Genomic DNA, 15,085 nt, shown 5'->3' with positions numbered 1-15,085 from the left:
TCCCGGCCCCGCGCCCGTCGCTACACCCAGCGGAAGACCGCCGCGGCGTAGATCAGGCAGACAATCAGCGCGTAAGGTTGGTTTGCGCCGACCAATCCAAGCCAGGCCAGGTTGATGAAGGCCGAGCCGAGAAGCGTGATGAAGAGCCGGTCACCGCGCGTCGTCTCGATCCGCAAGATGCCCGTGCGGGGTGTTTCCGGGAACTTGATCGCCAGCACCGTGAAGGTGATCAGCAGCGTGGCGATGACCATGAAGAAGATCGCGGTCGGCCAGGTCCATGCCATCCAGTCCATGTCAGGTCTCCTTTGAAATGAAAGCCAAGCGGTGCAACCGGCGCGCATGCGCCAGGCCCGACCTCGGGAGGGCCTGGCGCATGCGCGCCTTTGCGGCGGCTGTCATCACACCCTCCCCAGGGCAAAGCCCTTGGCGATGTAGTTGCGGACGAAGTAGATCACGAGCGCGCCCGGCACGATGGTCAGGATGCCCGCCGCCGCCAGCACGCCCCAGTCGATGCCCGACGCGCCCTGTGTCCGCGTCATGATCGCGGCGATGGGTTTGGCATCCACCGTGGTCAGCGTCCGGCTCAGCAGCAGTTCCACCCATGAGAACATGAAGCAGAAGAAGGCCGCGACCCCGATGCCGCTGGCAATCAGCGGGGTAAAGATCTTCACGAAGAAGGAGCCGAAGCTGTAGCCGTCGATATAGGCGGTCTCGTCGATTTCCTTGGGCACCCCGCGCATGAAGCCCTCAAGGATCCAGACGGCCAGCGGCACGTTGAACAGGCAGTGCGCCAGGGCCACGGCGATATGCGTGTCGAACAGACCGACCGAGGAATAGAGCTGAAAGAACGGCAGCGCAAAGACGGCTGGCGGCGCCATCCGGTTCGTCAGCAGCCAGAAGAACAGGTGCTTGTCGCCCATGAAGTGATAGCGCGAAAAGGCATAGGCCGCCGGCAGAGCCACCGCGAGGCTGATCACCGTGTTCATCACCACGTAGATCAGCGAGTTGACGTAGCCCATGTACCAGGCCGGATCGGTGAGGATCGTGGCATAGTTGGCAAAGGTCAGGTCACGCGGCCAGAGCGTGAACTCGTTCAGGATCTCCGTGTTGGTCTTCAGGCTCATGTTCAAGAGCCAGTAGATCGGCAACAGCAGGAACAGCAGGTACAGCGTCATCACCACGGCCCGGCTGTTGATCCGGGGCAGCGAGCCTCTGCGCGCCGTCGATTGGTTTGCACTCACGTCGGCCATCACTCAGCCCTCCCGGTTGTCGAGGTTGACCATCACCGTGTAGAACACCCAGCTGATCAGCAGGATCACGAGGAAATACATCAGCGAGAACGCCGCCGCGGGGCCGAGGTCGAACTGTCCCAGCGCCATCTTGACCAGGTCGATCGAGAGCAGCGTTGTCGCATTGCCGGGGCCGCCGCCGGTGACGACGAAAGGCTCGGTGTAGATCATGAAACTGTCCATGAAGCGCAGCAGGATGGCGATCATCAGCACGCCCATCATCTTGGGCAGCTCGATGAAGCGAAACACCTTCCAGCGGCTCGCCTGGTCGATCTTGGCCGCCTGGTAATAGGCGTCGGGGATCGATTTCAGCCCGGCATAAGCCAGCAGCGCCACCAGCGAGGTCCAGTGCCAGACATCCATCACGACGATGGTGATCCAGGCGGCAACGGTGTCCTGCGTATAGTTGTAGTTCACGCCCAGCGCATCCAGCGTGTAGCCCAAGAGGCCGATGTCCACGCGGCCGAAGATCTGCCAGATCGTGCCCACCACGTTCCAGGGGATCAGCAGCGGCAGCGACATCAGCACAAGGCAGAGCGAGGCCCAGAAACCGCCCTTGGGCATGTTGAGCGCCACGAAGATACCCAGCGGGATCTCGATGGCCAGGATGATGCCCGAGAACATCAACTGGCGGCCAAGAGCGTTCCACATGCGCTCCGATTCAAGCATTTCCTTGAACCATTCGAGACCGGCCCAGAAGAACTGGTTGTTCCCGAACGTGTCCTGAACCGAATAGTTGACGACTGTCATCAGCGGGATCACCGCCGAAAAGGCCACCAGCAGCAGAACCGGCAGGACAAGGAACCATGCCTTCTGGTTGACTGTCTTTTCCATCACGCCGCACTCCCCACAGGTCCGTTTTGCGCACCGGCGGGTGCGACGCGCCAGTCATCGGCATAGACGTTGACATGATCCGCATCGAAGGTGACGCGGTTCATGTCGGCGCTCACGCGCTCGTCCTCTCCGGCGATGATGTTGATGTCGGTGCCAAAGAACTCGGCCCGGATGATCTTGTGGCGGCCCACGTCCTCGACGCGGCGCACCTTGACGGGCAGGCCCTCGGTCTGGCTCAGACGGGCGAATTCAGGCCGCACGCCGATCTCGACCTTGCCGTTCAGGCCCCCGTACCCCTGCGCCAACTCAACGAAAGAGCCGTTGATATAGGCCTTGTCGCCATCAACCTTGGCCGGAATGACATTCATCCCCGGAGAGCCGATGAAATAGCCCACAAAGGTATGTTCGGGCCGCTCGAACAGCTCTTCGGGCGTGCCGATCTGCACCACGCGGCCGTCATACATCACCACCACCTTGTCGGCGAAGGTCAGCGCCTCGGTCTGGTCATGGGTGACGTAAATCATCGTGTGGCCGAAATCGTGATGCAGCTTTTTCAGCTGGGTACGCAGTTCCCATTTCATGTGGGGGTCGATCACGGTCAGCGGCTCGTCAAAAAGCAGCGCGTTGACGTCCTTGCGCACCATGCCGCGGCCCAGCGAAATCTTCTGCTTGGCATCTGCCGTCAGGCCACGCGCCTTTTTCCGCAGCATGTCCTCCATGCCGATCATGCGGGCGATTTCCTGCACGCGTTCGGCCACATAGGCCTCATCCCGGCCACGGTTGCGCAGCGGAAAGGCCAGGTTGTCGTGCACGGTCATGGTGTCGTAGACAACCGGGAACTGGAACACCTGCGCGATGTTGCGCTCTGCCGTCGGCGCGCCCGTCACGTCCTTGCCGTCGAACAGGATACGTCCCTGGCTGGGGTGCAAGAGCCCCGAAATGATGTTGAGCAGCGTGGATTTCCCACAGCCCGAGGACCCGAGCAGCGCATAGGCGGCGCCATCCTCCCAGTCGTGGTTCAGCTCCTTCAGCGCGAAATCATCCTCACTGGCCGGGTTGGGCAGATAGGAATGCGCCAGGTTGTCGAGTGTGATCTTGGCCATTCTGTCCCCCTCAGGCCGCAAGCGCATAGGCGGCGGGTGCGACCAGCTGGCCGTCCTCACCGAAGATGTAGACATGGCGCGGGTCCAGCCAGACGCTCAGCTCTTCGCCCAGCGTCAGGTCATGCACGCCGTGGATCAGGCCGACCCAGCGCTCGCCGTGGTGATCGAGGTGCACAAAGGTTTCAGACCCGGTCAGTTCGGTCACGTTCAGCCCGGCCTTGAACTCCATCGCATCCGGGGCATGCTTGCCGATTTCCAGGTGATTGGGGCGGAACCCAGCCGTGTACCGGCCATCTGCCAGCTCGGCGATCTTGCCCGTCGCGGCCGCGCTTTGCCCGTCGCCGAACATGATCCGATCGCCGGTCTTGGAGATCTGCAGGAAGTTCATCGGCGGGTCGCTGAACACCCGCGCCGTGGTGGCGTCGATCGGCTGGCGGTACACCGATGGCGTGGGTCCGAACTGCGTGATACGCCCTTCCCACAGCGTGGCGACATTGCCGCCCAACAGCAGCGCCTCTTCCGGTTCGGTGGTCGCATAGACAAAGATGCTGCCCGAGGCCTCGAAGATCTTGGGGATTTCCACCCGCAGCTCCTCGCGCAGCTTGTAATCCAGGTTGGCCAGCGGTTCATCCAGCAGCACAAGCCCCGCGTTCTTGACCAGCGCCCGCGCCAGCGCGCAGCGCTGCTGCTGGCCGCCGGACAGCTCCAGCGGCTTGCGGTCGAGCATGGGTGTCAGCTTCATCAGGTCCGCGGTCTCGCGCACGCGGCGGTCGACCTCGGCGCGGTCCGCGCCCATCAGCTTCATCGGAGAGGCGATATTGTCGTAAACGCTCATCGACGGGTAGTTGATGAACTGCTGGTAGACCATCGCCACCTTGCGGTCCTGCACGCGCTGGCCGGTCACATCCTCGCTGTTCCAGATCACCTGCCCCGTCGCCGGAACGTCCAGCCCCGCCATCAGACGCATCAGCGATGTCTTGCCCGACAGGGTCGGCCCAAGCAGCACGTTCATCGTGCCCTTTTCAAGCATCAGGTCGGTGGGGTGGATATGCGTCTGCCCCTCCACGGTCTTCGATACGCCTTTCAGTTCCAGCGTCATCGGGTCCTCCTCCTCATTCCGCTGCTGCGGGCGTTCTGTGACGGTTGCGGGCCATCCAGGCATCCAGGGCCTCGATCTGACCGGCATACAGCCGAAGCCCCAACTTGTTTCTGCGCCAGACCACGTCCTCGGCGGTGCGGGCGTATTCATGGGTCATCAGCCAGGTCACTTCGGACTCGGTCAGGGTCGCGCCGAAATCGCGCCCCAAGTCGGCGGCCTCCTTGGCGTCCCCCAGAACCTTGGTCGCCTCCGTCCCGTAGGCCCGCACCAGCCGCCTGGCCCAGAATTCGCTCAGGAACGGATAGGAGGCTTTGAGATCTGTGATCAGGCTCTCTACTCCGCGCACCGGGAAATCCCCGCCGGGCAAGGGCACACCTGCCGTCCAGGCGCCCTTGGTGACCCCAAGCTGCGTGCCGATTTTCTCCAGCGCGCTTTCTGCCAGCCGGCGATATGTGGTGATCTTGCCGCCAAAGACGTTCAGCATCGGCGCACCGGCACTGGTATCGACCTTCAGCGTATAATCCCGGGTGGCCGCCGTCGCGCTGCTGGCGCCATCGTCATAGAGAGGGCGGACGCCCGAATAGGTCCAGACGACGTCCTCTGCCGTCAGGTCGCGCTTGAAATAGCGGTTGGCGAAATTCAGCAGGTAGTCGCGTTCTTCGGGCGTGCACTCGGGTTTCGTGGACGGATCGTCATGGTCGGCATCGGTGGTGCCGATCAGGGTGAAATCCGTCTCGTAGGGAATGGCGAAGATGATCCGCCCATCCGTCCCCTGAAAGAAATAGCACTTGTCATGATCGTACAGCCGCTTGGTCACGATGTGGCTGCCCCGGACAAGGCGCACGCCTTCGCGCGAGTTCAGCCGCGCCTTGGTCTGGATGATATCGCCCACCCAGGGACCGCCGGCATTGACCAGCATCCGCGCGTAATGCGTTCGGGTTGCATTGCTTTCGGTATTGCGCGTTTCGATGCGCCACAGACCATCTTCGCAACTCGCGCCAAGCACCTTGGTGCGCGTCATGATATGCGCGCCGCGCGCCTCTGCGTCGCGTGCGTTCAGGACCACCAGACGGGAATCCTCGATCCAGCAATCGGAATACTCATAGGCTTTTTCGAACCTGTCCTCCAGCGGCGCCCCTTCCGCCCCCTTGGTCAGGTCCACCGTTGTGGTCCCGGGCAGGATCTTGCGCCCCCCAAGGTTGTCATAGAGGAACAGCCCCAGCCGGATCAGCCAGGCCGGGCGCCGCCCCTTCATCCAGGGCATGAAGAGACCAAGCAGCTTCGACGTCGGCGTTTCGGAGTCGAACCGCATATCCTTATGATATGGCAGCACAAAGCGCATCGGCCAACTGATATGCGGCATCGCCCGCAGCAGCACCTCACGCTCGATCAGCGCCTCGCGCACCAGGCGAAACTCGAAGTATTCGAGATAGCGCAACCCGCCGTGAAACAACTTGGTCGAGGCAGAGGAGGTCGCCGAAGCAAGGTCGTTCATCTCGGCCAGGGTGACAGACAATCCACGCCCCGCCGCATCCCGCGCGATGCCGCATCCGTTGATGCCACCGCCGATGATGAACAGGTCAGAAACCGTCTTGTCCGTCGATCGTCCCACGCGAATCCCCCCATGCGCGTCTCTGCGACAGTTATGACCAAGAAATTTGCGCCGGGCAACAGATTACTGTTCGTTTTTGTTCGATTGCTCAGATTTTCACAAAAATTCGAGCCTCAAAAGGTTTCGCTTTTGCAGAAAACGAACCACGGAAGGGCGTTTCCAGATCCGACCGGTTGTCTTTTCGCGCGTTTCGGGGAAGGCTGGACCGTATCACACAAAAGACGCCCAGACCCGAAAGCCCCGACCGTGTCCCAATCCTTCCGGCAACCTGATATCCTCGACATCGCGCGCCGCGAAGGCAAGGTGACGGTCGAAGGGCTCGCCGCGCATTTCGGTGTCACACTGCAGACCATCCGCCGCGACCTGACCGAGCTGGCAGAGGCCGGGCGGCTGGAACGGGTGCATGGTGGCGCGGTCCTGCCCTCAGGGACGACCAATATCGAATACGGCGAACGCCGGTCGCTCAACCAGGAGGCCAAGCGCGCCATCGCCCGCGCCTGCGCCGAGGAGATCCCCAACGGCATCTCTCTGTTCCTGAACATCGGCACCTCGACCGAGGCCGTGGCCGAAGAGCTGAAGCACCATGAAAACCTGATGGTGGTCACGAACAACATGAACGTGGCCAACATCCTCGCGGGCAATTCCGGCTGCGAGATCATCGTGACAGGCGGACAGCTGCGCCGGTCGGACGGCGGCCTGATCGGCAATCTCGCCGCCGAGACGATCCGCAAGTTCAAGTTCGACCTGGCGGTGATCGGCTGTTCGGCCTTGGACCGCGATGGCGACCTGCTTGATTTCGACATCCAGGAAGTCAGCGTCAGCCAGGCAATCCTGCGACAGTCGCGCAAGACCTTCCTGGTGTCCGACCACACCAAGTTCTCTCGCAGCGCCCCTGCGCGGATCGCCTCGCTGGCTGACCTGGACGCGTTTTTTACCGATGCACCGCTGCCCCCCGGCCTCGCCACGGCCTGCCAATCCTGGGGAACCCGGGTCGTGACAACAGCGCAGACGGACGGCTGACGCATGGATGCTGTGACAGTGCCGGCAGCCTTGTCACCTGAGGGATAGAGGCATTGTTGTCAGAGAGGTTCCGGTAGCGCCTCCCCGGCTCGAAAGGGGGGATTTTGATCCGCCGTCTTGGCATCCAATCTGTACGACCCGGTCGGCAACCTGACAGGAACACCCGCTTTGGCCGCTCCTATTGTCGCGGCAGCGAGCGGAGAAGAGCATTCCAACCGGGATCACCGTTCGAGGAAAAAAGCCTCCGCCCCGGATCCAGGTCCGGCAAGGTTTTACCCTGTCCGAAGCCCGCAGTATCCCGGAGCGACGCCGATTGGTCTCAACTATCCAGCCCGCCAAAGTGAAAGGCCTTGGTTTCCAGGTATTCCTCGATGCCTTCCTGTGCCCCTTCCCGTCCGAGACCCGAGGCCTTCACGCCACCAAAAGGCGCCTCGGCATGGCTGAGCAGGCCGGTGTTCAGCCCGACCAGCCCAGCCTCCAACGCCTCTCCGACGCGGAAAGCCCGGGCCATGTTCTGCGTATAGAAGTAGGCGGCCAACCCAAAGGGCGTGCCGTTGGCGATGGTCAGCGCCTCTTCTTCCGTTTCGAACCGGAAGATCGGTGCCACCGGGCCAAAGGTTTCTTCACCCGCCAATTGCATGTCCAGCGTGGCGCCGGTCAGGACCACCGGATCGGCGAATTGCGCCCCCAGACTGCGCTGCGCCGTGGCGCGCTCAGCGCCTTTGCCCAGGGCATCCTCGACATGGGTGGTGATCTTGCGGATCGCCGCCGCGTTGATCATCGGGCCGATCTCGGCGCCGCTCTCGGTCCCGTCCGCGACCTTGAGCGCGTCGACGCGTTTGGCCAGGGCGGCGACAAAGGCGTCGTGGATTCCCGATTGCACGAGGATCCGGTTGGCACAGACACAGGTCTGACCGCCATTGCGGAACTTGGACGCCATCGCGCCTTCGACCGCCGCGTCCAGATCGGCATCGTCAAAGACGATAAAAGGCGCATTCCCGCCCAATTCCAGCGACATCTTCTTGAGCGTCGGCGCACATTGTTCCGCCAACAGCGCGCCGACACGCGTCGATCCGGTAAAGGACAGTTTGCGCACCACGGGCGATGCGGTCAGGGTCGCGCCAATTGCCTCGGGCCGGCCGGTCAAGATGTTCAGCACCCCTGCCGGGAGACCCGCGCGCTCCGCCAGAACGCCCAGGGCCAGGGCCGAATACGGCGTGAAATCGGACGGTTTGATCACCATCGTGCAGCCCGCCGCCAGACCCGGCGCGACCTTGCGCGTGATCATCGCATTCGGGAAATTCCACGGCGTGATGATCGCACAAACACCGACCGGCTCTTTCATCGCCAGGATCTTCTTGCCGGCCACCGGCGAGGGGATAATCTGTCCGTTGATCCGCCGCGCTTCTTCGGCGAACCAGCGCACGAAGGACGCGCCATACTGGATTTCGCCCCGGGCCTCGGCCAGCGGCTTGCCCTGCTCCGCCGTCAGGATCATCGCCAGGTCGTCCGCATGGTCCAGCATCAGCTGATACCAGCGCATCAGGATGTCGGCACGCTCCAGATGGGACCGCTTGCGCCAGCCCGCCATCGCCTTGTCAGCGGCCTCAATCGCGGCGCTGGTTTCGTCCGCAGTGCAATCGGGCATATATCCAACGGGGCTGTCCGTGGCCGGGTTCAGCACCGGCATATCGGCCCGCTCCAGCCATTTGCCATTAATCAGGGCCGCCTCGCGGAAGAGGTCGGGGTCAGAGAGCAAACCGCGCAGATCGGGGGTCGGTGTGTCTTGGATATTCATGGTCATGCCTCCAGTGCGGCGCAGATCGCCTTGGTGATGTCATCGGTGGTGTTTTGTCCCGGGCGGGTTCCGATGCCTTGCGCGGTGGCTGCTTCAACGGCGCGCAGAACAGCGGCGGCGGCCTCCGCCTCGCCGAGATGGTCGAGCATTTGCGACCCGGACCAGATCGCCGCGATCGGGTTGGCGATGTTCTGCCCGGCGATATCGGGGGCAGAGCCGTGCACCGGCTCAAACATGGACGGACCAGAGCGGTCGGGGCAGATATTGGCCGAAGCGGCAAAGCCGAGCCCCCCCTGAATGGCGGCGCCAAGATCGGTGAGAATGTCACCAAAGAGGTTCGAGGCCACAACGACGTCCAGGTCCTACGGTGCCATGACCATCTTGGCCGCCATCGCGTCGATATGCATGTGGCTGACCGTCACCTCCGGGTATTCCGCCGCCAGTTCCCGCGTGACCTCATCCCAGAACACCATGGAATATTTCTGCGCATTGGACTTCGTGACCGAGGTCAGGTGCCCGCGCCGGGCCTTGGCCTGCTCGAACCCGAACCGCAGGATCCGCTCGACGCCGGACCGGGTGAAGATCGAGGTTTCAACGGCGACCTCGTTCTGTTTGCCTTGGTGAACACGGCCGCCGGCCCCGGAATACTCGCCCTCGGTATTCTCACGGATGCAGAGAATATCGAAGGCCGAGGCCTTCAGCGGGCCTTCGACACCGGGCAACAGACGATGCGGCCGGATGTTCGCATATTGGTCAAAGGCCTTGCGGATCGGCAGCAACAGACCGTGCAGCGAGACGGAATCCGGAACGGTGTCGGGCCAGCCCACGGCACCGAGGAAAATGGCGTCAAAGCGGCGCAGCCTGTCGATGCCATCCTCGGGCATCATCGCACCGGTCTTGAGGTAGAAATCGCAGGACCAAGGGAAAGTCTCGGTCTCCAACGAGAATCCGAAGCGGCGGGCCGCGACATCCAGAACGGCCATCGCCGCGTCGGTGACATCGACACCAATCCCATCCCCGGGGACAAGCGCAAGTTTGTAGGTGGTCATGTGGTTCTCCTTGATGGGGACGGTTGAGGGCCGGTTACAGGTCGATCAGCACTGACTTGGTCCGCCGGTTGGCGCGATAGGCCTCGCGCCCCAGGTCAGAGCCGAGACCGCTGGATTTCCAGCCTGTTGTCGGCAGGATGTGATCACGCGAACGACCATAGCGGTTGACCCAGACGGTCCCCGCCTCCAGCCTGCGGGTCAGCCGCATCGCACGGCTGAGATCCCGCGTGAACAGCCCCGCACAAAGGCCATAGGTCGGGTGGCTGGCCAGAGCCATTGCCTCGTCTTCGGTGGTAAAGGTCTGGAAACTCGCAACCGGGCCAAAGATTTCCTCACGCACGGCAGGGCTTTCGGCATCAACGCCGGTGATCAGGGTGGGCTGGTAATAGCTGCCGTCACAATCGAAACGGGCACCGCCGCAGATCGCCTCTGCCCCCTGCCCCGCAGCCGCCTGCACAATGCTGTCGATCCGCGAAAGCTGCTTTTCCGAGATGATCGGCGAAAATCCAGGCTGCATGGCGAGGGTATGGGCCGGGCGATACCGGGCAAACCGCGCCTTCAGCTTGTCGGCCAGCGCCCCGGCAATCTCTTCGGCCACGATCATGCGCGAGCCGGACACGCAGGCCTGACCGGCGTTCGACATGATGCCGCGATCGAGGCAATCGGCCGCCAGATCGAGATCGGCATCGGCAAAGACCAGCATCGGGCTCTTGCCGCCAAGCTCCAGCGTCATCGGCTTGATGCCGCTGCGCGCGATATTCTCCATGATGGCCCCGCCAGCACGGGTCGATCCGGTAAAGGACACCTTGTCGATGCCCGCATGACCGGTGATCGCGGCCCCGGTGGTCGGCCCGTCGCCCAGCACGATGTTCAGGATACCCTTTGGAATACCCGCCCGCACGGCCAGTTCCGCCATGTAGAGCGTCGAATATGGCGTCATTTCAGAGGGTTTCAGGACCACCGCATTGCCTGCGGCCAGGGCCGGGCCCAGCTTCCAGCCCGCCATGGAAATCGGGAAGTTCCACGGCGTGATGGCCCCGATGACGCCGTATGGTTCGTCCGAGACATAGCCGAAATGATCCGTTGAGACCGGTGCAAGGGTGCCGCCTTCCTTGTCGGCGAACTCGGCGAAAAAGCGGATCTGCTCGGCGGTCACGGGGATATCGCCGGTCACGACCTGAGCGAAGGGACGAGAGGAACAGACCGCCTCCAGCGCCGCCAGCGTCCGGGCCTCTGCCTCCATCAAGTCGGCCCAGGCGCAAAGCGCATTGCGGCGGTCCCGTGGCCGCATCTTCGCCCATCCGGACCGCTCCAGCGCCTCGCGCGCGGTTCTGACCGCCTGGTCGACGGTATCTGCACCGGCACAAGGAATGGCGCCCACGGCCTCACCTGTCGAAGGGGAGAGAATGTCGATTGTGAAGGGCGTCTCGACGTAGGCCCCGCCGATGAAATGCGCGCTCGGCAGTTTCAGAACGGCGGGATCAAAGGCAAAGGACATCGGCTACCTCTTGATGACAGGGATGCCTGCATCCTCCTGCAAACCTGACCAAAACACCTGCTAAAGGTGCCATTCGCACAGCATCATCCGCTTCATGAAGGCGCGCGGCGGCAGTTTATTCGGCGGCGTCCTTCCGGGCGTCACTCATATAGGCGCTTATCGGGGCCGGACGCACCGGCGGCTGGCTGCGCAGGCGGCCGACCTGCGCGACGCGCACACCGGCCTTTGCGGCCAGCACCTCTGCCCCGGCCAATTGGCAATAGCGCCCCTGACAGCGCCCCATGCCCACCCGTGACAGCGCTTTGCCTCGGTTGGCATCCGCCCCAGCAAGCGGCAGAGCATCGCGCAGATCGCCGGCGCTGATACCTTCGCAGCGGCACAGAATGGCATCATCCGGCAGGCTGCGCAGCATGTCGGCGGGCCAGGGAAAGGCGCGTTGCAGCGCTTTGGCAAACCGTTGCATCCGGCGCAGGCGTCTGAGGTCCTGCGCCACATCGGGCGCGGGACGGCCAAGATCCTGGAGGCAGGCAGTGGCCGCCAGCTTTCCGGCCAGTTCCGCGCCATCCGCCCCGAGAATGCGCAAACCATCCCCGGCAAGGTAGACGTCCTTCGCCGCGCGCCCGTAGTCATCCGCCTGCGGAAGCCATTGATGAAACTGCGGATCCCAGCGCATCGAGACCCCCGCGAGGTCAGACAGATGGGTTTCCGCCCGCAGATGCCAGCCAAGCGCCACCGCATCGCAAGGCGTGCTGCGCGCGCGCCCAGCCCTGTCCACCCACCAGACCGCCGTCGGCCCGTTGGCATCACTCTCGATCCCTGTCAGCCGCACCGCCGCATGGTAAACGCGCCGCAGATGCGCGCGCATCAGCGCCCCGCGCAAAGTCACCCAAGGGCGGGCCAGCGCCATGCCGACACCGCCCGCGAGTTGATCGGCAAGCGGTGCCGTGTCGAGCACCGCCGCGACCTGCGCCCCGGCCCGGATCAGCTGCGAGGCTACAAGGGTCAGCAGCGGTCCCGATCCGGCGAGAACCATGCGCGCCCCCAGCGCAACACCCTGGGATTTAAGCGCAATCTGCGCGGCACCCAGACTATAGACACCCGCGCTTTGCCATCCCGGAACAGGGGCCAGCCGATCCATTGCCCCGGTGGCAAGGATCAGCTTGTCAAAACCGATCTGCTGCGCACCCTCTGGCCCCGTGACATGCGCCACCCCCGCGCTGAGCGCGATCACCGAACTGCGCGCATGGCAGGTCACCTGCCCCGCGGTCAACATGGCGTCAAACCGGCTGTGCAACGCCGTGGCCTTGGCGGCTTCCGAGCCGTAAAGCTGCGCCGCCGTGCGGGTAAACCCCGCCGGGGGGCGGCGATAGATCTGCCCGCCTGCGCGCGCGCCCTCGTCCACGATCACCGGATGCAGCCCGGCCTCGACCAATCTCTCTGCCGCGCGAATGCCCGCCGGCCCCGCCCCGACAATCAGGATGCGGCTCATGGCGCGGCCTCCGTACCCGGCCAATGCCGGGGCGCCTCGGACAGCAGGGCCATGCCTGCTACAATAGGGGTCGAACAGGCCCGCAGACGCGGGCCCTGCTCTTGCCAGATCCAACAATCCTGGCAGGCGCCCATCAGGCAAAACCCCGCGCGCCGCTCCGGTCCGAATTCCGAGGGCCGAAGGTCGGGACGCGCCTGCAGGATCGCGGTCAGGACAGTGTCCCCGTCCAGCCCGGTCAGCATAGCCCCGTCAAAGGTAAACGAGACCTCGGGACGTGCCGTTTCGGCCAGCCGAACAATCCGGCCCGTCATTCCGCCGCCTCGGCCCATCCCGCCGGGGCGGGCAACGCCGGGAACCTCTCGCAGGTCTCGGCAAAGGCTGCCGCGACGCCATCTGCCCCGGCCCGATCCGTCATCCGGCGGAAGATTTCGGTCTTGGTGAAGAACCGCCAGTGAATGGGCAGATCCGCCAGAATCCGGGTGAGCAGATCGTAGGCCTCCGGCGTCCACTGGGCTTCATAGCCTTCGCGCTCGGGGCCGAAATGGAAATGGCCCTTGTGCGGAGACATGGTTTTGCGCAGCGCCGCGGTTGCGGCTTCGTCGACTGTCCCATCCGTGATCACCACGCCGTAGGCGGTCCGGGCCGCCTCACTGGAGACGTATCCACGCAACACATCCAGCGCGACACGCTCAACCGGGCGCTGCAGAGGGTCACCGCGACCGCCGCCGCCGGCAGAGCGGATTTCCAGCACGTCCCCCGGCTCCAGGATCGCTGTATCGACATTGCCCAGCGGTCGCGCCTGCGGCGTATCGGGGTTGATCATCATGTCCGACAAACCTGCCGCATGGCCGCCCAGCACCCCCCAGGGGCGAAAGAACGAGCGGTCCCGGTTGCGCGCCGTGATCCGCGTGTCCGGCGCAAAGACCCGAAAGGCCATTTCCGTCGCAAGGCCACCCCGCCAGTACCCGGCCCCGCCGCTGTCCCGGGCCAGGCCGTATTTCACGAACTCCACCGGCACCTCGGTTTCGGTGATCTCGATCGGCGTGTTCTTGAGGTAGGCCGCATCCGCCCCCGATCCGTTGGTGCCGTCGCGATGGGGCATCCCGCCGCCGCCGCCCACCACCGGGTTCACCGCCGCGATCACCGTCTTTTGCGAGCGTTCATCGCGGGTCATGACATTGACAATGCAGTTGTTTCCGGCGGGCGCGGCCGGCATCCGTTCGGGCACGGCCTGCGAGAACGCGCCGAAGATCACCGACCGCAGGCGCGCACAGGTCAGCGACCGCATGCCCACGGCGGCAGGTTCAACCGGGTTGAGGACCGTGCCTTGCGGCGCGAGACAGGTGAAGGGCCGTGTCATGCCGCTGTTCAGCAAAAGCTGCGGGTTGAGCGTGTAGAGAACATAATAGACCCCGACCAGCAGGATCGTGTGGCGCGGATTCCCCCCCGAGGGCACGTTCAGCGAAGACGCCAATTGCGGGTCCGACCCGGTGAAATCCAGAACGGCGCTGTCGCCGGTGATGCGCAGGGTCAGCTTCAGGCGGCAGGGGTTTGCCTCGTCGCTATCCTCGTCGGCGTAGTCGGCAAAGACATATTCGCCGTCCGGGATCGACGTCAGGATATCTCGAGCTTGCGCCTCAGACCGGTCCTTCAGCGCCTGCACGCCATTCATGAACCCCGCTTTGCCAAAGCGCTGGATCATCGCCTGAACCTTGCGGTCCCCGGTGCTCAACGCGCCGACAAGCGCCTTCATGTCGCCGATGTTCAGCGCCGGTTTGCGTACGTTGGTTTGCATGATCCGCAGGATCTGCTGGTCGAACACCCCCTCGTTCACCAGTTTCATCGGGGGGAAGCGAATGCCTTCCTGATGGACCTCGGTCAGCGACCGCGACAGCGACGCCGGGACGGCGCCGCCCATGTCGGTGTTGTGGATATGCCCGCCAGCCCAGGCGACGATCTCATCCTCGGCAAAGATCGGCTTCCACAGATGCGTATCCGGCGTGTGCGTGGCGACGTGGCCGGAGTATGGATCGTTGGTAAAGCCCACGTCGCCGGGGCGATAATCGTCGATCATCTCGATCGCCGGTCCGTGGCACAGCCCCGGATACCATGTCGCCCCAAGGTCCATCGGCACGGCAAATGTCTCTCCCGCCTTGTCCATCAGAAGGACGGTAAAGTCCTGAGTTTCCTTGACAAAGGCGGAATGGGCGGTGCGGTGCAACGTGTGGGCCATGTTCTCGGCCGCTGCGCGGGCATGGTTCGCCAGCACCTGCAGGGTCATCTTGTCGGACATG

Annotated in this window: 12 protein-coding genes and 1 pseudogene; 1 reads left to right on the top strand and 12 read right to left on the bottom strand. The window is 63.8% G+C overall.

Annotated elements, in window-relative coordinates; genetic code table 11:
• Positions 1-20: 20 nt before the first annotated feature.
• From KZZ07_RS16865 to glpD, 6 genes are all read right to left on the bottom strand, one after another.
• Positions 21-293, bottom strand: coding sequence for a DUF2160 domain-containing protein (locus KZZ07_RS16865; RefSeq protein ID WP_043138128.1), 273 nt, complete (start codon positions 291-293; stop codon positions 21-23).
• Between the two features lie 105 nt (positions 294-398).
• Complete coding sequence (locus KZZ07_RS16860) at positions 399-1,250, bottom strand: carbohydrate ABC transporter permease (RefSeq protein WP_219515972.1); 852 nt, start codon at positions 1,248-1,250, stop codon at positions 399-401.
• A 3-nt stretch (positions 1,251-1,253) separates the two neighbouring features.
• Positions 1,254-2,123, bottom strand: a complete 870-nt coding sequence (locus KZZ07_RS16855; RefSeq protein ID WP_219515971.1) for a carbohydrate ABC transporter permease — start codon at positions 2,121-2,123, stop codon at positions 1,254-1,256.
• Positions 2,123-3,226, bottom strand: a complete 1,104-nt coding sequence (locus KZZ07_RS16850) for an ABC transporter ATP-binding protein (protein ID WP_219515969.1) — start codon at positions 3,224-3,226, stop codon at positions 2,123-2,125. Before KZZ07_RS16850 ends, KZZ07_RS16855 begins: the two co-directional genes overlap by 1 nt.
• 10 nt (positions 3,227-3,236) lie before the next feature.
• Complete coding sequence (locus KZZ07_RS16845) at positions 3,237-4,325, bottom strand: ABC transporter ATP-binding protein (protein ID WP_219515968.1); 1,089 nt, start codon at positions 4,323-4,325, stop codon at positions 3,237-3,239.
• Positions 4,326-4,338: 13 nt separating this feature from the next.
• Positions 4,339-5,937: a glycerol-3-phosphate dehydrogenase gene (glpD, locus tag KZZ07_RS16840; protein WP_219515967.1), complete on the bottom strand. Its 1,599-nt coding sequence runs from the start codon at positions 5,935-5,937 to the stop codon at positions 4,339-4,341.
• Positions 5,938-6,183: 246 nt separating this feature from the next.
• Between glpD and KZZ07_RS16835 the strand changes: the two genes are divergently transcribed.
• On the top strand, positions 6,184-6,957 hold the full coding sequence (locus tag KZZ07_RS16835; RefSeq protein ID WP_219515966.1) for a DeoR/GlpR family DNA-binding transcription regulator: 774 nt from the start codon (positions 6,184-6,186) through the stop codon (positions 6,955-6,957).
• Between the two features lie 319 nt (positions 6,958-7,276).
• On the opposite strand, the gene KZZ07_RS16830 is transcribed toward KZZ07_RS16835, so the two are convergent.
• The 6 genes and pseudogenes from KZZ07_RS16830 to KZZ07_RS16805 form a co-directional block, all read right to left on the bottom strand.
• Positions 7,277-8,755 carry an NAD-dependent succinate-semialdehyde dehydrogenase gene (locus tag KZZ07_RS16830; protein WP_219515965.1) on the bottom strand — a complete coding sequence of 493 codons (1,479 nt, stop codon included), beginning with the start codon at positions 8,753-8,755 and terminating at the stop codon, positions 7,277-7,279.
• Between the two features lie 2 nt (positions 8,756-8,757).
• Positions 8,758-9,804, bottom strand: a pseudogene (locus tag KZZ07_RS16825) (tartrate dehydrogenase).
• A gap of 34 nt (positions 9,805-9,838) precedes the next feature.
• The gene (locus tag KZZ07_RS16820) at positions 9,839-11,302 is read right to left on the bottom strand and encodes an aldehyde dehydrogenase family protein (RefSeq protein WP_219515964.1); all 1,464 of its coding nucleotides are present in this window, start codon (positions 11,300-11,302) and stop codon (positions 9,839-9,841) included.
• Between the two features lie 115 nt (positions 11,303-11,417).
• Positions 11,418-12,791, bottom strand: a complete 1,374-nt coding sequence (locus tag KZZ07_RS16815) for an FAD/NAD(P)-dependent oxidoreductase (protein ID WP_219515963.1) — start codon at positions 12,789-12,791, stop codon at positions 11,418-11,420.
• Positions 12,788-13,102 (bottom strand): (2Fe-2S)-binding protein, encoded by a 315-nt coding sequence (locus tag KZZ07_RS16810; RefSeq protein WP_255564409.1) that lies wholly within the window; start codon positions 13,100-13,102, stop codon positions 12,788-12,790. The genes KZZ07_RS16815 and KZZ07_RS16810 overlap by 4 nt, the downstream gene beginning before the upstream one ends.
• Positions 13,099-15,084 (bottom strand): hydantoinase B/oxoprolinase family protein, encoded by a 1,986-nt coding sequence (locus KZZ07_RS16805; protein ID WP_219515960.1) that lies wholly within the window; start codon positions 15,082-15,084, stop codon positions 13,099-13,101. The genes KZZ07_RS16810 and KZZ07_RS16805 overlap by 4 nt, the downstream gene beginning before the upstream one ends.
• Position 15,085 lies beyond the last annotated feature (1 nt).

The sequence above is a fragment of the Mameliella sp. CS4 genome, assembly GCF_019392335.1.
Classification (GTDB): Bacteria; Pseudomonadota; Alphaproteobacteria; order Rhodobacterales; family Rhodobacteraceae; genus Antarctobacter.
The sequence above is the reverse complement of the archived record's forward strand: the minus strand, read 5'-3'. Positions and strand labels throughout refer to the sequence as shown.